The 19,165-nt window shown below is 40.4% G+C and carries 17 protein-coding genes; 10 read left to right on the top strand and 7 right to left on the bottom strand.

The annotated features are described in order from the left end of the window. The first annotated feature begins 36 nt into the window (after positions 1 to 36). The 5 genes from tsf to ACO1QW_RS18890 all read left to right on the top strand — a co-directional run bounded on the left by tsf (position 37) and on the right by ACO1QW_RS18890 (position 5,143). Positions 37 to 873 (top strand): translation elongation factor Ts, encoded by an 837-nt coding sequence (tsf, locus tag ACO1QW_RS18910; RefSeq protein WP_486260943.1) that lies wholly within the window; start codon positions 37 to 39, stop codon positions 871 to 873. 98 nt (positions 874 to 971) lie between these two features. Further along, a complete protein-coding gene (locus ACO1QW_RS18905) occupies positions 972 to 1,436 on the top strand; it encodes a DinB family protein (protein ID WP_486260942.1) in 465 nt (154 codons plus the stop codon). 78 nt (positions 1,437 to 1,514) lie between these two features. Next, positions 1,515 to 3,590 (top strand): phenylacetic acid degradation bifunctional protein PaaZ, encoded by a 2,076-nt coding sequence (gene paaZ, locus ACO1QW_RS18900; RefSeq protein ID WP_486260941.1) that lies wholly within the window; start codon positions 1,515 to 1,517, stop codon positions 3,588 to 3,590. A 57-nt stretch (positions 3,591 to 3,647) separates the two neighbouring features. Then, positions 3,648 to 4,421, top strand: a complete 774-nt coding sequence (locus ACO1QW_RS18895; RefSeq protein ID WP_486260940.1) for an enoyl-CoA hydratase/isomerase family protein — start codon at positions 3,648 to 3,650, stop codon at positions 4,419 to 4,421. An 83-nt stretch (positions 4,422 to 4,504) separates the two neighbouring features. Then, positions 4,505 to 5,143 carry a DNA-3-methyladenine glycosylase family protein gene (locus ACO1QW_RS18890; RefSeq protein WP_486260939.1) on the top strand — a complete coding sequence of 213 codons (639 nt, stop codon included), beginning with the start codon at positions 4,505 to 4,507 and terminating at the stop codon, positions 5,141 to 5,143. A gap of 13 nt (positions 5,144 to 5,156) precedes the next feature. On the opposite strand, the gene ACO1QW_RS18885 is transcribed toward ACO1QW_RS18890, so the two are convergent. Continuing rightward, a complete protein-coding gene (locus ACO1QW_RS18885; protein WP_486260938.1) occupies positions 5,157 to 5,792 on the bottom strand; it encodes a carbonic anhydrase in 636 nt (211 codons plus the stop codon). 196 nt (positions 5,793 to 5,988) lie between these two features. On the opposite strand from ACO1QW_RS18885, the gene ACO1QW_RS18880 reads away from it, so the two are divergent. From ACO1QW_RS18880 to ACO1QW_RS18870, 3 genes are all read left to right on the top strand, one after another. Continuing rightward, positions 5,989 to 6,357, top strand: a complete 369-nt coding sequence (locus ACO1QW_RS18880) for a hypothetical protein (RefSeq protein ID WP_486260937.1) — start codon at positions 5,989 to 5,991, stop codon at positions 6,355 to 6,357. 111 nt (positions 6,358 to 6,468) lie between these two features. After that, the gene (locus ACO1QW_RS18875) at positions 6,469 to 7,131 is read left to right on the top strand and encodes a carbonic anhydrase (RefSeq protein ID WP_486260936.1); all 663 of its coding nucleotides are present in this window, start codon (positions 6,469 to 6,471) and stop codon (positions 7,129 to 7,131) included. Between the two features lie 31 nt (positions 7,132 to 7,162). Further along, positions 7,163 to 8,779 (top strand): SulP family inorganic anion transporter, encoded by a 1,617-nt coding sequence (locus ACO1QW_RS18870; RefSeq protein WP_486260935.1) that lies wholly within the window; start codon positions 7,163 to 7,165, stop codon positions 8,777 to 8,779. Positions 8,780 to 8,863: 84 nt separating this feature from the next. On the opposite strand, the gene fabG is transcribed toward ACO1QW_RS18870, so the two are convergent. Genes fabG through lptB form a run of 4 tightly spaced genes read right to left on the bottom strand, consistent with a single transcriptional unit; the run spans position 8,864 to position 12,941 of the window. Continuing rightward, positions 8,864 to 9,619, bottom strand: a complete 756-nt coding sequence (fabG, locus tag ACO1QW_RS18865; RefSeq protein ID WP_486260934.1) for a 3-oxoacyl-[acyl-carrier-protein] reductase — start codon at positions 9,617 to 9,619, stop codon at positions 8,864 to 8,866. 36 nt (positions 9,620 to 9,655) lie between these two features. Next, positions 9,656 to 10,606, bottom strand: a complete 951-nt coding sequence (locus ACO1QW_RS18860; RefSeq protein WP_486260933.1) for a phytanoyl-CoA dioxygenase family protein — start codon at positions 10,604 to 10,606, stop codon at positions 9,656 to 9,658. Position 10,607: 1 nt separating this feature from the next. Then, positions 10,608 to 12,116 (bottom strand): GH3 auxin-responsive promoter family protein, encoded by a 1,509-nt coding sequence (locus ACO1QW_RS18855; RefSeq protein WP_486260932.1) that lies wholly within the window; start codon positions 12,114 to 12,116, stop codon positions 10,608 to 10,610. Positions 12,117 to 12,161: 45 nt separating this feature from the next. Next, positions 12,162 to 12,941, bottom strand: a complete 780-nt coding sequence (gene lptB / locus ACO1QW_RS18850) for an LPS export ABC transporter ATP-binding protein (RefSeq protein ID WP_486260931.1) — start codon at positions 12,939 to 12,941, stop codon at positions 12,162 to 12,164. A 249-nt stretch (positions 12,942 to 13,190) separates the two neighbouring features. On the opposite strand from lptB, the gene ACO1QW_RS18845 reads away from it, so the two are divergent. Then, positions 13,191 to 14,144 carry a methylenetetrahydrofolate reductase gene (locus ACO1QW_RS18845; RefSeq protein ID WP_486260930.1) on the top strand — a complete coding sequence of 318 codons (954 nt, stop codon included), beginning with the start codon at positions 13,191 to 13,193 and terminating at the stop codon, positions 14,142 to 14,144. 56 nt (positions 14,145 to 14,200) lie between these two features. On the opposite strand, the gene ACO1QW_RS18840 is transcribed toward ACO1QW_RS18845, so the two are convergent. Both ACO1QW_RS18840 and ACO1QW_RS18835 read right to left on the bottom strand, forming a co-directional pair. Beyond that, complete coding sequence (locus ACO1QW_RS18840; protein WP_486260929.1) at positions 14,201 to 16,117, bottom strand: peptidylprolyl isomerase; 1,917 nt, start codon at positions 16,115 to 16,117, stop codon at positions 14,201 to 14,203. A gap of 9 nt (positions 16,118 to 16,126) precedes the next feature. Then, positions 16,127 to 17,590 (bottom strand): DUF4369 domain-containing protein, encoded by a 1,464-nt coding sequence (locus ACO1QW_RS18835; protein WP_486260928.1) that lies wholly within the window; start codon positions 17,588 to 17,590, stop codon positions 16,127 to 16,129. 79 nt (positions 17,591 to 17,669) lie between these two features. On the opposite strand from ACO1QW_RS18835, the gene rlmD reads away from it, so the two are divergent. Further along, complete coding sequence (rlmD, locus tag ACO1QW_RS18830; protein WP_486260927.1) at positions 17,670 to 19,133, top strand: 23S rRNA (uracil(1939)-C(5))-methyltransferase RlmD; 1,464 nt, start codon at positions 17,670 to 17,672, stop codon at positions 19,131 to 19,133. Positions 19,134 to 19,165: the final 32 nt, after the last annotated feature.

The raw sequence follows: 19,165 nt of genomic DNA, 5'->3' as shown, positions 1-19,165 counted from the left end.
CAATGAAACCGATTTTAAATTTTCAAATTTTATACAATGTCAACTGTAACAATTAGTGCACAGGATATTAATAAACTCCGCCAGGCAACTGGTGCAGGTATGATGGATTGCCGTAAAGCGTTAACTGAAACAAACGGCGATTTTGAAGCAGCGATCGATTGGTTGCGTAAACAAGGCCAGAAAGTTGCTGCAAAACGTAGCGACCGTGAAGCTAAAGAAGGTGTGGTAATTGCACAAACAAGTGCCGATAAGAAAATTGGTTATGTTGTTTGTATTAGCTGCGAAACTGATTTCGTAAGTAAAAATGCAGACTTCGTTGCATTTGCTCAATCAATTGCCGATGCTGCTGTAGCAAACAATGTAAAATCTGTTGATGAATTGAATGCTGCTGAAGTAAATGGTGCAAAAGTTGCTGATCTTATTAACGACAAACTTGCTTCCATTGGCGAAAAGATTGGTGTAAGCAAATTTGAACGTATTGAAGCTCCTTACGTTGCATCTTACATTCATGGTGCATACCGTATGGGTGTATTGGTAGGGTTAGATAAAGAAGCTGCTGAAGCTGGAAAAGATGTGGCAATGCAAATTGCTGCAATGAATCCTGTAGCAGTTGATGCTGACAGCGTGCCCGCTGATGTTGTGGCTCGTGAAAAAGACATCATCGTTGAATTGATGAAACAAGATCCTAAGATGGCTGGCAAACCTGATGAAATGATCGCTAAGATTGCTGACGGTAAAATGAATGCGTTCTTTAAAGAACAAACATTGTTAGCTCAGGCTTTTGTAAAAGATGCTTCTAAGAGCGTAGGTGATTTCCTGAAATCTTCAGGCGATGTAAAAGTAACCGAGTTTAAGCGTGTTGCTTTAGGATAATAAAATAATGTAATCCTGATAATACAGTCCCGTGTACGAAAGTGCACGGGATTTTTTATTACGCTAACTCTCCTACATTTATACTGTAAAATTTATCTATGCAGGAACAACTTGAATTTTTACGAGAGCAATACATTCCATTGATTCAAAAAGCAGATGTAACTACTCAACCCAAATGGGGCAAAATGAATTTCCAGCAAATGGTGGAGCATGTGACTGCATTTTTCAAAGTATCAACCCAAAAGATAAAGTTCGATCTTGTTTCTGCACCTGAACATATGTCTAAGCTCAAAGAATTTTTAATGAGCGATAAACAGTTCCGGGAAAACACCAAAGCCCCTCTAAGCATTATTGGCGAAGAGCCCTTTCCAGTTCACTATCCCTCTGTTGAGGAAGCAATTAAAAAATTGGAAAAGGAAGTTGATCATTTCTTTGCATTTTATGAAACTGATCCTGCCGCAACTGCCGTTCATCCCGTGTTTGGAGAATTGCATTTTGAGGAATGGGTTCGTTTGCATTACAAACATGTAACCCATCATCTTCGCCAGTTCGGCTTGTTATAAGCCAGTAAAAAATCAACAACAGTAATTTACAGAAGCTGTACTGTCTTAACTTCGTTAACCTAACGATTATTAGCACGTATGAACAAACTTGGTAATTACATCACTGGCAGCTGGATCAACGGCGATGGGGATGGTCAGCTTTTATACAATGCCGTTACCGGCGATCCAGTGGCAACAGCCTCAACAAAAGGAATAGATTTTCAATCTATTCTTCAATATGGAAGAAACGTTGGTAATCCTGCCTTACGCAAGATGACCTTTCATGAGCGTGGCAATATGTTGAAGGCACTCGCTTTGCATTTGCGTAATCATCTTGATAAATTTTATGCAGTCTCTTACAAAACAGGTGCAACAAAAGCCGATAGCTGGGTGGATATTGAAGGCGGTATTGGAAACCTTTTTGCCAACGCTTCGCTGCGTCGAAAATTTCCTGATGATGTAATTTGTATTGATGGTGAAAGTCATAACCTCAGCAAGAACAATACGTTCATGGGTACACATATTCTTTCGCCAAAAGAAGGAGTAGCAGTACACATCAACGCATTCAATTTTCCGGTGTGGGGCATGCTCGAAAAAATTGCCGTGAATTTGTTAGCTGGGGTTCCCGCCATTGTAAAACCTGCCACAGTCACATCGTATTTGACGGAAGCAGTAGTAAGAGAAATCATTTCTTCAAAAATATTACCCGAAGGTGCATTGCAATTGGTATGTGGTAGTGCGGGAGATATTTTGAATTATGTAAATAGCCAGGATATTGTAACGTTTACCGGCAGCGCATCAACCGGCTTAATGTTGAAGAGCCAGGAGAACATTCTAAAAGAAAATGTACCATTTAACATGGAAGCCGATTCACTCAATTGTATTGTATTGGGCGATGATGTAAATCCCGGTATGCCGGAGTGGGACATTTTTGTAAAAGAAGTTCGCAAAGAAATGACGTTGAAAGCGGGACAACGTTGCACGGGTATTCGCAGAATATTTGTTCCGGAAAATAAGATGGAGGATTTGTGGAAAGCCATTGCAACATCACTTGCGCAAACAACCATTGGCAATCCACTTAATGAAAAAGTACGGATGGGTTCATTGGCTGGTGAAACACAACGCAAAGAAGTGAGAGAGCAGGTTCAGAAACTATTAGCATCATCACAAATCGTTTACGGCAGTTTAGATAGCGTTGATGTTGTTGATGCAGATGCAACTAAAGGTGCTTTTCTTTCACCAATATTATTGATGAATGAAAAACCTTTTGCCGCAACTGAGGCGCATGAAGTGGAAGCTTTCGGTCCTGTGAGTACGATCATGCCATACAAAACAATGGACGAAGCTATTGCCTTAAGCAAATTAGGAAAGGGAAGTTTGTGTTCTTCTATTGTAACCGCTGATAACAAACTTGCACGACAATATGTAATTGGTGCTGCAACGCATCACGGTCGCATTCTTGTGTTGAATAATGAATGTGCGAAAGAAAGTACAGGTCATGGTTCACCTTTACCATTGTTGGTGCATGGAGGTCCGGGCCGTGCCGGTGGTGGAGAAGAAATGGGCGGTTTGCGTGGAGTGAAACATTATTTACAGCGCACAGCCATTCAAGGTTCACCAACAACGCTTACAGTAATTACAAATGTTTATCAGCCTAATGCTAAAGGAAAAGATCCGGGAAATCATCCGTTCAAAAAATATTTTGAAGAGCTGCAGATCGGTGATCAAATAACAACGGAGAAAAGAATCATAACCAGTGAAGACATTGATCGCTTCGCTGATTTAAGCGGAGATCATTTTTATGCGCATATCAAAACAACTGATTTCAGCGGCACAATGTTTGAACAACAGGTGGCACACGGCTACTTCATCATGAGCATTGCAGCAGGGTTGTTCGTGGATAGTTACGAAATAAATCCTGTGTTGTTGAATTATGGCATTGATGAGTTACGTTTTACAAAACCAGTTTATCCCGGCGCAGAAGTATATATCCGTTTTACCTGTAAAGAAAAGTTGCCAAATGATAAACGAATTGTAGAAAAGCCGGAAGATTTTAAACGTGGCGACGATATTGAAAAGGGAATTGTAAAATGGCTGGTGGAGTTTTTTGACGAAACAAATGAAATAACCGGTGTTGCCACCATTTTAACGATGGTTAAAAAATTAAAGCAGTAGCAGGCATTGCATTTGTGCAAAGAGAAATGTAATTTAATAAGACAAAATCAATGAATCATGGTTACGCAGATCAGTGAAGCATATGTAAAAAAAGAATTACATAAAGGAATTGCAACTGTTGAGTTTTATCATCCGCAAAGTAATTCGCTACCCGGTAGTTTATTAAACGAACTGGCACATACCATCTCTCACCTCGCTCACGACCCGAATGTGTTAGTGATCTTGCTAAGATCATCAGGCGAAAAAGCATTTTGCGCCGGAGCAAGTTTTGATGAACTGGTATCAATAAAAAATGAAAGTGAAGGATTGAAGTTTTTCAGCGGCTTTGCGCATGTGATCAATGCTATGCGTAAATGTCCGAAACTGATCATAGCACGTATTCATGGAAAATGTGTTGGTGGAGGTTTAGGTATTGCTGCCGCTGCTGATTATGCAATTGCTGTTGAAGGTGCCGATATAAAACTTAGTGAGCTGGCCGTTGGCATTGGACCGTTTGTAGTTGGCCCTGCGGTTGAACGTAAGATCGGTAGCTCCGCATTTTCACAATTGGCGATTGATGCTGCCAGCTGGCGAAATGCCGATTGGGCTAAACGTAAAGGTTTATTTGCTGAACTACATCCTACCATTGAGGATATGGACGAGTCCATTTCCAAACTTGCAAATACATTATCGCACTCTTCACCTGAAGCGATGCACGAAATGAAAAAAATATTCTGGAAGGGAACAGAACATTGGGATGAATTGTTGAATGAACGTGCAAAAATCAGCGGACGATTAGTGCTGAGTGAGTTTACAAAAAACGCAATTGCAAAATTTAAGACTAAGAGTTAAAGGAGTGGAAAGAGAAAAGAAGTTATCTATACATTTACAGAACGCATTGCTTTTTTACTCTTTTTCTTTTTTATTTCTTAGCTATGATTCAAACGTTCTCTGCGGATACTTTTCAAACATACTGCGATCTTCTTTCCAAAAAAGACAAACATCTAAAAGCAATTATTACACAACATGGCTATCCTCCCATGTGGACACGCAAGCAAGGGTTTGAAACACTCATTCTCACTATTCTTGAACAACAGGTGTCATTGGCAGCAGCTTATGCAGCCTATAAAAAATTAAAGTCAAAAATCGGAATAGTCACGCCTGCAAAAATTCTTGCCATGAGCAATGAAGAGTTGAGGGAGTGTTACTTCACACGGCAGAAACAAGTGTATGCAAAAGAATTGGCAACTGCGGTTGTTTCAAAAAAACTTCAGCTAAAAAAGTTTACGCTGTTAACTGATGAAGAAGTAAGAACACAACTTACATCCATTAAAGGAATTGGTAACTGGACCACCGATGTTTACCTCATGCATGCATTGCAACGCACTGATCTTTTTCCTTTAGGCGATGTCGCATTAGTGAATAGTTTAAAAGAAAACAAGCAACTGCATCCACAAATAACAAAGGAAGAAATGCTCAGCATTGCTGAACCATGGCGACCTTACCGCACAATAGCCGCCATGATTCTCTGGCATTCTTATATTAAGAAGAGAAATATTAAGATTGAGCAATAATGATGAGCGATGATCACAAATCATCATACTCATACAACTCATCAATATGCGTACCTGCCTTCATTTCAAACACAGGTTTAATGATGCCGTTATCAAGCCCATATACCCAACCATGCAAATCAGGGCGTTGCTCTTGTTTCCATGCACGTTGAATTATGGAAGTTTTTGCCAGGTTAAATAATTGCTCCTGCACATTTAGTTCTGTGAGTCGGTTGGCTTTTGCCGTTTCATCTGTAATTTGATCTAACTCCGTTCTATGAATACGATACACGTCTTTAATATTACGCAGCCACATATTCAGCACTTGTTTAAAATCGTGATTGGTAATGGCCGCCTTTACACCTCCGCAACCATAATGTCCGCAAACAATTACATGCTTTACTTTTAAATGATTTACTGCGTAATCAAGAACACTTAACAGGTTTACATCGGTGTGAATTACAAGATTTGCCACGTTGCGGTGAACAAATATTTCACCAGGATCAGTGCCGGTAATTTCGTTTGCCGGCACACGACTGTCGCTGCAACCGATCCATAAAAACTCGGGAGTTTGTAAATGTGCCAAACGGTTAAAGTAGTCCGGATCATCAGCTACTTTCTTGGCGGCCCACATTTTATTCTCGTTTAGCAATACATCATATGACTTCATATCAGCAGTTATTTTACCCGTATTAACAAACAGATGTTTGTGTACTAGAGTGGTTAAGTGTTAAAATTTTTTAAGATAATTATGACAATAAAAGTAAACAAAGCTGTTGATTCGTTGTTATTTTCGCCGGCCGTAAGTAATAAGTGGCTTGTTTTCCAAACAGCAAAACCATATCTTGCGACACAGTTTAATGAAGATGAACCGTAAAAAAAGAAATATCATTCAACTTGCATCCACCATTTTTATGATGGCTGCATTGGTATGGCTTACGATCAGTCTTCCGTTCGTTTATGCTGGTCAGCAGGAAATTGCAAAGCAACAGCAAACAGGCAACAACAACTCACCTTTTGCAAGTAGTGAAGAAGAGAGTACTAATCCGTTGGGCAATTCAACCGAAGAAAAAAGCCCTGGAAACAATTCCCTATCTGAGGAATATCACCTTCACGACCATCACAAAGAAGATGGTTTATTAGCATTGGCCAAACAATATCGTTCTTGTGAAAATGCAAGAAACTATATTGCTTTTCATGGCGAACTTTTAGTTCCTCCTCCAAACGCTGCTTAATTCTTTTCTTTTATTGATTATGGGCTCTTATGGCCCGTTCCCCTTTACATTACTTAAACAATTTTCGTTGTCATACGTATACGTGTGATGTCACCTTTTAAATTATAAACAATGAGAAAGCATTCGAAAGAATACTTAGAAAAACTGACCCCAAGCCAAGGATATGAAATCTTAGTTGAGGGCAACCAACGTTTCGTAGAAAATTTATCAACGAATCATGATCATCTTGAGTTGATCAATCAAACAAGAGAAGGGCAGTACCCGTTTGCAGTGATTTTAAGTTGCATGGATTCACGCACTTCAGTTGAGTTGATATTCGACCAGGGCCTCGGTGATTTGTTCAGCATCAGGATTGCCGGCAACATCGTTAACAACGACATTGTTGCAAGCATTGAATACGCTGTAAAGTATGTTGGTTCAAAAGTATTAATGGTGCTGGGCCATACGGAATGTGGTGCAATTAAAAGTGCTAAAGCTGGTGTTGAAGACGGACATATTACACAATTGTTGAAACGCATTCAGCCATCGATCAGCAAAGCAATGCTTAGTGAGCATACGCATATGTTCAGAGATAATGTAGCTTATGCAAACGTGGAGAATAGTCTTGAAGAAATCCTCACTGGAAGCAGTATTGTAAAAGAAATGTTTGAGAAAGGCCAGATAGGACTTGTGGGTGGTGTTTACGATGTTGAAACTGGCAAAGTAGATTTCTTTAAAAATCTTACCAATGGTCAGAAGCAAAAAAGCGGTATTGCAGTGAAAGAAGCTGTATAGATTTTATAACATAAGTTGAAAAGCGATTAGAATGATTAGTACAAAAACGTTGAAATTTGATCTGCCATCGGGTCTTGTTGTTTTTTTAGTTGCACTTCCGTTATGTCTCGGTATTTCCATTGCAAGTGGGGCTACTCCTTTTAGTGGCATTATTGCAGGTATTATCGGCGGCCTGGTAATAGGAACATTAAGTAACTCGCCATTGAGTGTAAGTGGCCCTGCAGCGGGTTTGGCTACATTGGTTGCGGGAGCTATCACTTCACTGGGTGGGCTGGAAAACTTCAACCTGTTCTTATGCGCCGTAGTGATAGCAGGTGTTATACAAATGACATTGGGATTTTTGAAACTGGGTGGTATCGCTAATTATATTCCAAGCAGTGTAATTAAAGGTATGCTTACCAGTATTGGCATACTTATTATTGCAAAACAGTTGCCTCATGCTTTTGGCAAAGACACCGACAACCAAGGGCACATGACTGAATTGCTTGAGTATGGTAACGAAGATTGGCATGAGTTATTAATTCCTTTACAATCGATCGAAGTTGGCGTTGCAGTTATTTCTGTTGTTTCCATTTTGATCATGATACTGTGGGACAAGTCGTTTCTTAAAAAGAAACTTCCTTTTATACCAAGTGCATTGGTTGCCGTTATTGCAGGAGTTGTGGTGAATGAGATATGGCTTACTACAGGAAGTAAACTCAGAATATTGGAAAATGCGCACCTGGTGAGCTTACCTAAAGCCAGTTCGGCCAGTGAGTTTTTTGGATTTTTTACTTTGCCTAATTTCAGCGGATTTGCAAATGGCACGGTTATCATGTATGGTGTTATTATTGCGTTGATCGCTTCATTAGAAACACTCTTAAGTATTGAAGCCGTTGATAACCTTGACCCCGAAAGAAGAGTCACCAATACTAACAGGGAATTACTTGCGCAGGGTATTGGCAACACCGTTTCAGGACTAATTGGCGGATTGCCGGTAACAAGTGTAATTGTAAGAAGTAGTGCGAATGTGAATGCCGGCGCAAAGACAAAACTTTCTACCATCATTCATGCTGTATTATTGCTTTCAACGGTTATACTCATTCCGTTTATTTTAAATAAAATTCCGTTGGCAACACTAGCAGCAATTCTTATTCTAACGGGATGGAAGCTTGCTAAACCGGCTGTGTTTATTAGTTTTTGGAAAGCAGGCAAGTACCAGTTTCTTCCTTTCATTGTTACGGTGATTGTGATTATTGCTATTGATCTTTTAGCCATTGTTCCCGCATTAAGCGGAAAAGGATTGATCATTGGTGTGGGTGCTGGATTAATGATGTCGACAGGTTCAATTCTTCTCGGTAATCTGAAAAATTCCTATTATTTCCATTCTCAAAAACATAAAGAAGGAGATACTATCAATATAAGATTGTCGGAAGAAGTTTCGTTCCTGAACAAAGCGGCTATCAGGCAAACCCTCGATCATCTGCCTGCATATTCCAAAGTGGTAATTGATGCATCGAATACAAAGTATATTGATTTTGATGTGCTGGAAACAATAAAGGAGTTCAGGGATATTAAAGCCCCGCTGAAAGATATATCACTAAGTTTAGTTGGATTTAAAGATGCATACAATATCGAAAATCAATCGAACGTACAATCTGTGCATTGACGAGTTGTTCATCATAGATCCCCACCTTAAAAAAAACGAAGCCTCCCCCGATCGGGGAGGCTTTCTTATCAGATAATAGTTGTACTAAATATTCAAACCGCCACAGGCACTAATGGTTTGTCCCGTTACATAACTGCTGAGGTCACTTGCGAGGAAGAGAGTTACATTCGCAATATCTTCAGAGCTTGCAAAACGACCTAACGGAATGCCGGCTTTGTATTTATCGGCAGCTTCGCCATCTTTTAAGTAAGAAGTCATATCGGTTTCAACAAAACCCGGAGCAATTGCATTGCAACGAATGTTACGGCTGCCTAATTCTTTTGCCACTGATTTTGTAAACCCGATGACACCTGCTTTGCTTGCTGCATAACTACTTTGACCTGCATTACCTATTTCACCAATAATGCTGCTCATATTAATGATAGAGCCGCTTCTTGCTTTCATCATTGGTTTAATGATTTGCTTGGTCATATAAAACACAGAGTTGAGATTTACTTTGATCACATCATCCCACTGCTCCACACTCATACGCAACAGCAAATTATCTTTTGAGATGCCGGCATTGTTTACACAAACATCAATTGTTCCAAATTCTTTTAGCACATCTGCAACAAATGCTTCGCAAGCAGCAAAATCACCTGCGTTACTTTGGTATGCTTTCGCTTTTACACCCATGCCCAGAAGCTTAGCTTCTAAAGCGGTTGCTTTTTCTTTACTACTGTCACTCACATAGGTGAAAGCAATGTTTGCACCATGCTCGGCAAATTTTATGGCAATTGCTTCGCCAATTCCACGGGCGGCACCGGTTACTATGGCAACTTTTCCTTCTAGTAATTTCATGTCATTGATTTTGTAATGATTGCAAAGTAAGGCGTTTTATTCTTCTTCCATCAAAGATGGGCGCTCTGTTATTTCGTGGTACTTGATCACATCCTTTGCATAATAATGTACCACCATGCTTTTACGTGTGATACTAGGATTTACAACTGGCATACCACCATGAATAAGGTTGGCATGCCAAATGAGTACATCGCCTTTTTTTGGCAGAAAGATTTCTTTTGGAAAATGATTCTGTGCAAGGATATCATCCGTCATGTCCTCATAATCGCTGTATTGCTTTTTGCCTAGCTTTAATCTTGTGCTGTAATTTTCAAAATCATCATTTAATAGGTAAGGAAGTTTATGACTGCCCGTGTAATAAAATAAGGGCCCGCTATCGGGATGTATATCTTCCAATGCAATCCATGCCGCAATTAAATAGCCCAAAGGATATGTTGTCATGTGAATACTGTCGCTGTGTGCACGCTGGCCACTGCCCTTTACGAAGTTGAGTGTTTGAAAAGGCAGCACTTCTTTATCCAGCACAAACGAAAGTAATTTCTTCAATCCTTCATCCTGCATCATGTGTTTAATAACAGGTGAATGTTTAAAGCCAAACATCACTTTATTATCATGTGTGATAGGAAGATGTTTTTGGTTGATGAGTTCATCAACAGCATTATTCACTTCATCAACTTGCTCACTACTGAAATAATTTTTAACGTGAAGAAAACCTTTGCTACTCCAGTCGATCAATTGCTGTTGTACCTCAGTTGTAAAATGCTGAAAATCTTTTTTGCCAGATACAACCGCTGCTGAATCATTCACATCGAGCCATGCCCTTGAGGTTTTATCAGGAAAATCTTTACTGCTGATAGAGTCGAACAAAGGTTTGTGAACATCGTACCTCTTATAAGCATCTTTATTGTGCCGCAGTTGCTTTGCATGAAGAAGATTGTAGACCCAATGAAGAGGTTTGTAATCTTTAAGTTTATCCTTCAGCTTCATATTATTGGTTAAAGCGGATGATCTCTTCTACATAAATACGATCGTTGCTGAGCCTTGGCACTTTGTGCTGCCCACCCATCTTTCCCTTGCTTTGAAGCCAGCGGTGGAAAGTTCCCTTTGGAACTGGTTGTACAAATGGCAAACGCAGTGCAATATTTTTATGACGCTTTGCTTCGTAATCGCTGTTGAGATTTTTTAATGCTGTATCAAGTTCGTACACAAAATCATTCAAGCCCACAGGATCTTTTTCAAACTCGATCAACCATTCGTGTGCACCGTTATTACCCTGGCTGAAGTAAATAGGCGCAGCAGTATATTCATTTACAACTGCACCTGTTTGCTCGCAGGCAATGGCAATTGCTTTATCTGTATTATCAACCATCAACTCTTCGCCAAAAGCGTTGATGAAGTGTTTAATGCGGCCGCTTACTTTTATTCTAAACGGCCTTAAGGACGTAAACTGAATAGTATCGCCAACAATATATCGCCACAAACCACCATTGGTACTAATGATCAATGCATAGTTTTTTCCGAGCTCCACTTTATTTAAACCAATAGTATGGGGAAACTTTTTGCCGTATTCCTCCAGCGGCATGAACTCATAAAAGATTCCGTGATCTGCAAATAACAACATGCCATCTTCTCCAGGATGATCCTGTGCTGCAAAAAAACCTTCGCTGGCATTATACATTTCCAGGTAGTTGATGGGCTTGCCAATGAGTTGTTGAAACTGCTCACGATAAGGCACAAATGATACACCGCCATGCATGAACAATTCCAGCTCTGGCCACACTTCAGCAATGGTTTGTTTGCCGGTTAATTCTAAAATTCTGCGGAACAACACCAGATTCCAGGTGGGCACACCTGAAATGGAAGTAACGTTTTCTTTTGTAGTTGTTTCAGCAAGCTTTTCAATTTTACTTTCCCATTCATCCATTAACAACACACTCAACTCAGGTGTGCGAATCCAATTGGTCCAGAACGGAGCATTCTGCATTAGCACAGCACTTAAATCACCAAACTGAATTTCTTCATTAAATGGCGAAATGTTGTGACTACCGCCAATCACCAACCCTTTGCCTGTTAACAGATCGGAACCGGGAAAATTATTGTAGTAAAGTGTAAGCACATCTTTGCTGGCCTTGAAGTGGCCATCTTTCATACTCTCGTCACTAACCGGAATGAACTTGCTTTTATCGCTGGTAGTGCCACTGCTTTTCGCAAACCAGGTGACAGGTGTAGGCCACAGCACATTTTCTTCGCCCTGCATCATTCGTTCGATGTAAGGTTTTACTTCATCGTATTCATGAACAGGAACTGTGTTTTTAAATTCACGAATGTTAAACAGCTTGGCAAATTTGTGCTGGTGACCAAACTGAGTGTATTGAGCTGTGGTAACCAAATCCTGCAATACTTCACGCTGAGCAGCAGCCGGGTTATTCATCCAGCTTTCTATCCTCCACATACGAAGGCGTGCAAGTCTTGATATTGCAGGGCTAAGCAGTCTCATGTTTCGGCAAGATAAAAAATAATTGACTTCTGTTAACTGAAATAGCTATTCGGTTTGCTGGTCTTGGGCTGCCGCCTCTTCATGCAAATAGTCTTTCCGTTTTAGTTCAAAATTGCGGCCAAGATATAAACGACGCACCTGTTCGTCATCCGCCAACTCTTCGGCTGTACCATGTTTAAAGATCTTTCCTTCAATCAGCAAATAAGCACGGTCGCAGATTGATAAGGTCTCGGTCACGTTATGATCTGTGATCAGGATACCGATATTGCGATATTTCAATTTTGCAACAATGGCCTGGATATCTTCAACGGCAATCGGGTCAACACCTGCAAACGGCTCATCCAACAAAATAAACTTCGGATCAACTGCAAGGGCACGGGCAATTTCTGTACGCCTGCGTTCACCACCGCTCAACGAATCGCCTTTATTCTTACGCACGTGATGCAAACGAAATTCGCTCAACAGATCTTCCAGTTTTTCCCGTTGTTCATCTTTACTCAGCTTTGTCATCTCTAACACTGCAGCAATATTTTCTTCAACCGATAATTTACGAAACACACTCGCTTCCTGTGGCAGATAACCAATACCCAATTGCGCCCGTTTGTACATGGCCATATTGGTAATATTCTCATCGTTGAGAAACACTTCGCCTTCATCGGGCTTTACGAATCCCACCACCATATAAAACGTTGTTGTTTTACCGGCACCATTGGGCCCCAGTAAACCAACGATCTCTCCCTGTTTCACCTCAATACTCACTTTATTGGCAACCGTGCGTGTGCGGTAACGCTTAACAAGTTCAGATGTGTGGATAGTTAAACTCAAAGCAAAAAATTATAGTTGCGAAAATACCGCATTCCCGTTAATAGCAACCCTTTCATTCCCTTTTAAAATGTGAAAGTAGCAGCCAAACATTGTTTGATTAAGAGCCACTCCTGTTATATGTTTGCAGGAAACATTTTTTGATACGGGCTTTGGTTCCTTGTGGCATCGTTCCTTGCGTCGCAATCCTTTCGTCTTAAATGCAGGTATTGAGCAGGAAACAGCAGCAATCAAATAAAACAGAATCAGCAAATGAAAGTAACCGAGCATATAGCACAGGCAAAAGACACGCTTGTTTCTTTTGAAATACTTCCACCATTAAAAGGAAAGACCATCAATTCCATTTTTGATCATCTTGATCCATTAATGGAATTCAAGCCATCATGGATCAACGTAACGTATCATCGTGCAGAGCAGGTGTTTAAAAAGAAAGTAGATGGTACATTTGAAAAAGTGGAAGTGCGCAAACGCCCGGGCACTGTTGGCATTTGTGCAGCGTTACAGAATCATTACAATCTTGATGCTGTTCCACATTTGATTTGTGGCGGTTTTTCGAAGCGTGAAACGGAAGATGCATTAATCGACCTCAATTTTATTGGCGTACAGAATGTATTGGTGCTTCGTGGTGATGCTGCAAAGAATGAAACATTTTTTGAACCTCATCCCGAAGGCAACCGTTTAGCAATTGACTTGCTGAAACAAACCATTAATCTTAATCACGGCATTTATCTGGAAGAAGATATTCGTGATGGTTTCCGCACCGATTTCTGCGCAGGTGTTGCAGGTTATCCTGAAAAACATTTTGAAACACCCAACCAGGAAATTGAAATGCAGCGCCTGAAAGATAAAGTTGATGCTGGTGCCGAATATATCATGACGCAAATGTTCTTCGACAACAGTAAATTTTTTGCGTTCGTAAAACAATGTCGTGACATGGGCATTGATGTTCCCATCATCCCGGGACTAAAACCACTGACAAGCAAGAAACAACTTTCTGTTATACCACGGACGTTTCATGTTGATATTCCAACAGAACTTAGTAATGAAATAATGCGTGCAAAAACGGATGAAGATTGTAAGAAAGTTGGAACGGAATGGCTCATTCAGCAATCAAAAGAACTGAAAGATTTTGGTGTGCCGGTATTGCATTATTATACACTCGGTAGTCCGAAAGTAATTTATAATGTGGTGAAAGCTGTGATGTAAAAAAAAATCACGAACCAAACTAAAAGGCCGGTGAATTACACCGGCCTTTTAATTAACTACTTCACCATACTCTTCACCACCGCTTCATTCACTTTTACGGGATATTTTTTCTTAAGTTGATTGATCCATTTTTCTTCCATCTCCAATTGGTAATCGTTAATCACCAGACCTTTTGCTTCATCATACGTACGTTGATCTTTGCTGTCGTACACTTTAAGAATATAACAGAAAGAAGCAGAACCATCGTTCGGGTTGGTAACAACCGGTGTAAATTGACCTGCAGTAAATTTTGTTCCTTCTGCCACAGGTAATTGGTTCAATTCAAATCGACTGCTGTCAGCTAAAGCCGTTCCACCAAGAACTTCCATATGATCTTTCCATTTTAAAGGATTTTTCTTCATCATTTCCAATGCACGGTTTGCAACTGCAGTATCTGCACAATTAAAGACAATGGCATTTACACTTGGCTGCCAGGTATATTTTTGTTTGTTACGATTATAATATGCAACCAGCCCGGCGCTATCAGCAGGTGCAACACTCCATATCTTACGTTCCATAATTTCAAACAGCATACTCCCTTCACGGAACTCTTTAACCTGGAAACCCACTTCTTCATTTGTTGATTCAAGACGATCTTTATAATACTGCTCCGCAGTTGCGTAAACAAACTGCTTCATCAGTTCTTTGTAATCTGTTTGTTTAGGAATGTAGTTAGCCGTTTGCAAACTCTTTACATATTTCAACCAATCAGCAACCGAAGAAACTTTTGTACCTAACTGGAATATTGGCTTTTGTTGGTTGGCTTTATAGATGGCTGCATAATTTTTTGCTTTCAGTAATGTATCAGTAATGATCCACACTTCTTTTTCATTATACGGAAGTGCTTTGTAATGACTGTTCTTTAAAATTTGCTCTCTTTGTTTTGCAATAGCCACATTAATACGAGCGTCAGTATTTACTTTTTCATTAAACTCCTGAACAAGTGCCGCATCATTCTTATCTGTTACTGCCGGTTTTAATTCCAATCGTTTGATGATATGAAAACCCGAAGCTGTTTGTATTGGTGTGCTGATATCGCCATTGTTCCTGAGGCCAAAAGCGGCATTGCTGAACGCTGCATCATATTTTGTAAAACCAAACTCTGGTAACTCACCACCATTTTGAAAGGTTAATTTGTCATCGCTATACGTTTGCGCCAGTTTATCAAATGCATCGCCTTTCTTCGCTAAACCGTAAATCATTTCTGCTTTTGTACGTGCTGCTGCAATTTCTTCCTGTGATGCATTGGCAGGTAAAGCAACAAGAATTTGTGCCGCTTTCATTTTGCCTGCTGCTGCACGCTTGCTAATCACTTTAAAAATATGGTACCCGCTTTTGCCTGCAACAGGTTTTGAAAAGCTGCCGGGTGTAGTTGTATAAATGGCATTTTCCAAATCATAAGGCAGGGAGAATACACTTACATAACCAATATAACCAGCAGTTGATTTTACATATTCATTTGTAGAGAATGCTTTTGATGTTGCTGAAAAATCGGCACCGGTTTGCAGCTGAGCATATGCTTTGTCAACGGCAGCTTTTGCTTTCGATGTATCATTATCATACCCAACAAACACATGTGCTATTTCCATTTCGGTGCCACTGCGTTCAATGGCTTCATTCACCAGTTCTTTATTGCTACCCTGGTTGCGCATGTATTGCTCAATCATTTGTGCACGAAAAGCAGCGATATCATTTTGAATATTGGGCAAGGTATCGAGCTTTGCATCTTTTGCTGCCTGCACTTTCAGTTTGAAACGAATAAAAAGATCTAGATACTCACGTATCGATTTCTCATCGGTTGCACCATTGTTGTTTTTTGAAAATGCACGCCAGAATTCTTTCTTATCAACTTTGTTGGTGCCGTAGGTAAAAAGAGTTTGAGCCTGGCTGCCTGTTGCGGCAACCATCAAAAGAAAAAATAGAATGTTACGCATAAGCTGTGGTTATGGATGTTTGGACGTTTGGTTGTTTTTTTTAGCTTGCAGGATCTCATCAACCTGCTCAGGATTTATTTTTTTTGCGACAATTCGCTTCTGTTCGTCTAGCAAATATATTGTGGGCGTTTGAAAAACATCATATGCTTGTCTAAAACCCGGTGTCTGACTGGCTTGTTCCGCCTTACGCATTTGAGTTGACTGATAAAGATGAACCCATTCATTCAGATTATGTGTGCGTATATATTCGGTCCAGCGTTTTTGTATTTCTTTTGCCTTTGCTTCATCATCACCTGAGCCGTCGCTGAGTACGCCAATTACTTTTATACCCTGTTTTTTCCAGCTGGCCCTGTAAAGACTGTCAACTTTTGGAACAGTTTCTTTGCAATGTCCGCAATCCGGATCCCAAAAAATAACTATGGTATAAGGCGATTTAACGGAATACAAATTAACCTTTCTGTTTAGTGTATCCAACAGATTTAATTCAGCGGCTGGTTCTCCAAGTATATTGCCGTAAAGACTGTAAGCCCGGTTAAACACAAGGTCACGGTCCTTTTTCTCCAGCCAGTCGACTTGATTCGTGATATAGTATTTTTCAAAAAGATGGAGAAACACTACATCAAGCCCCATGTATTTTGGATTCATATACTCGTTGGTAAAACGATTGATGAAATAACGGAACATGGTTTTGTTGGTGCGACTGGTAAGAATAAATTTATCCAGCTCCAGTTTAATGCTGTCGGGCTCACGTATCACCGCTGTTTCTAAATACCTGCTAAGCCTTTGCTCGAACATAGGTGTGCGAAGCAAGCGATCATCAGCAAATGAAATATCCTGCCAAAACTGTTTCTTGTAATTATAAAATGCATTGATGCTGTCTTGCCTGTTCTTTGCAGCAGCGGCAGAGTAAACAGGTTCTTTCAACAAACGGAAGAGCAAAGCAAGATAAGCATCGGGTTGAACAGCTATGAAACTATCACGCCATTGCTGTGCTTTTATATTCGCTTCGTTTAGCTGGCGCTGAATAGCAGTGCTGTCCTGTCTTGTTTTAGCAGCCGCAAGTTCATTCATCAACTTTGGATAAGTGCTGTAGTATAAGGCGGAAGCATCTTTGTATTTTTTCAGATAATCGTTTTCCTTAGAACCTTTAATAGAAACAATGGTGAATGCGTTCGTATCAATGCTGACGCTAAAATCCTGCTCCTTATCTATGAGTATATCAACAAAAGTTTTCTTTTGAGGATCAACAACAATGTATAAACCGCCGGTCAGTTTCTCCGCTCCTGTAAAAACTGCTTCCCCCTTAGCATTGAGCATGGCTGAATCAAGCACATATTTTTGCGTGCCAAAATAATAGCCCAGGTAAATATGACTGTTGGGTACAGGCTTGTATTGTACGGCAATACGATAACCCTGGCTGAAAAGGGTACTGCAGCATAAAAGGATTGAAAGGACAAGGGTTGTCTTCTTCATAGCGAATACGTAAAGTTAATTCAAAAGCTTTCTTTAGCTGTTAACGATTTGCAAAGTGGTTGATTGTTACCTTTGCGCCGTGAGAAAAAAACAGAAAATACGCATACTCGAAAAGGTGAAAGTGGAAGATTATGCTGCCGAAGGCAAATCCATAGCCCGTGTTGATGGCAAAGTGATCTTTATTGAAAGCGCTGTGCCCGGCGACGTGGTAAATATTCAATTAGGGAAAAGCAAAAAAGACTGGGCCGAAGGAAAGGCAGTGTTTTTTCATGAGTATTCGCCTGAGCGTGTAAACCCCTTTTGTGAACATTTTGGTTTATGCGGCGGTTGTAAATGGCAGATGTTACCGTACGAAAAGCAATTGGAGTATAAACAGCGGGAGGTGGAGCAAAACCTGAAGCGCATCGGCCGTGTTGATTTACCGGAACTGCTACCCATTGTTGGTGCGAAACAAACCAAGTATTATCGAAATAAGCTCGAGTACACGTTTAGCAATAAACGTTACCTAACCCGTGAGGAACTGTTGAAAAAAGATGAAGAGCGGGCTAAGACAGCACAAGTGAATAATGGAGAAGAAACTGATCAAACACCTGCACCGGCAGATGTGGCCTTAGGCTTTCACGTTCCCAAGATCTTCGATAAGGTGATCGACATACACACTTGCTACCTGCAACAGGAACCCAACAATGCCATCCGCAATTTTGTACGTGAATTTGCAAAGAAGAGTGGGTTTTCATTTTACGATATTAAAGCTCATGAAGGCTGGTTGCGCACCATGATCTTCCGCATGACCAGCACGGGCGAAGTGATGGTGAATATTACTTTTGGTTATGAAGATGTGCCCAACCGTGAATTGCTATTTAACGCCATGCTTGCTGAGTTTCCGGAGATCACAACCTTGCTCTATACCATCAATCCTAAATGGAACGACAGCATTTATGATCTGCAACCTGAAACGTATTTCGGCAGCGGGTTTGTGAGCGAAAAACTGGAAGATTTTCTTTTTAAGATCGGCCCCAAATCATTTTTCCAAACCAATACCAAACAAGGAGAAGAATTATACAAAGTAACAAGAGAGTTTGCAAAGCTTACGGGCAATGAAACCCTGTACGACCTTTATTGCGGTACGGGCAGCATTGGTATCTTCTGCAGTAAAGGCGCAAAAAAAATTATAGGTGTGGAAGCGGTAGCCGAAGCAATTGAAGATGCAAAAATAAATGCAGCAACAAATGGCCTCACCAACACATCATTCTATGCGGGGGATGTAATTGATATTTGTAATGATGAATTTTTTGCAGCGCATGGCCGGCCCGATGTGATCATCACCGATCCGCCTCGTGTGGGCATGCATGAAAAGCTGGTAAAAAAACTGCTGGAGATTGAAGCGCCACGTATTGTGTATGTGAGTTGTAATCCTGCCACACAGGCAAGAGATTTGCAACTGCTTAACGAAAAATATGTAGTAGAGCAATTGCAACCGGTTGATATGTTTCCGCATACTCATCATATTGAAAATGTGGCGGCGTTGATATTAAGGAAGTAAACAGTTTAACATTTTCGGCAAATATGTTTGCT

It is taken from the genome of Lacibacter sp. (genome assembly GCF_057361365.1).
The sequence above is the reverse complement of the archived record's forward strand: the minus strand, read 5'-3'. Positions and strand labels throughout refer to the sequence as shown.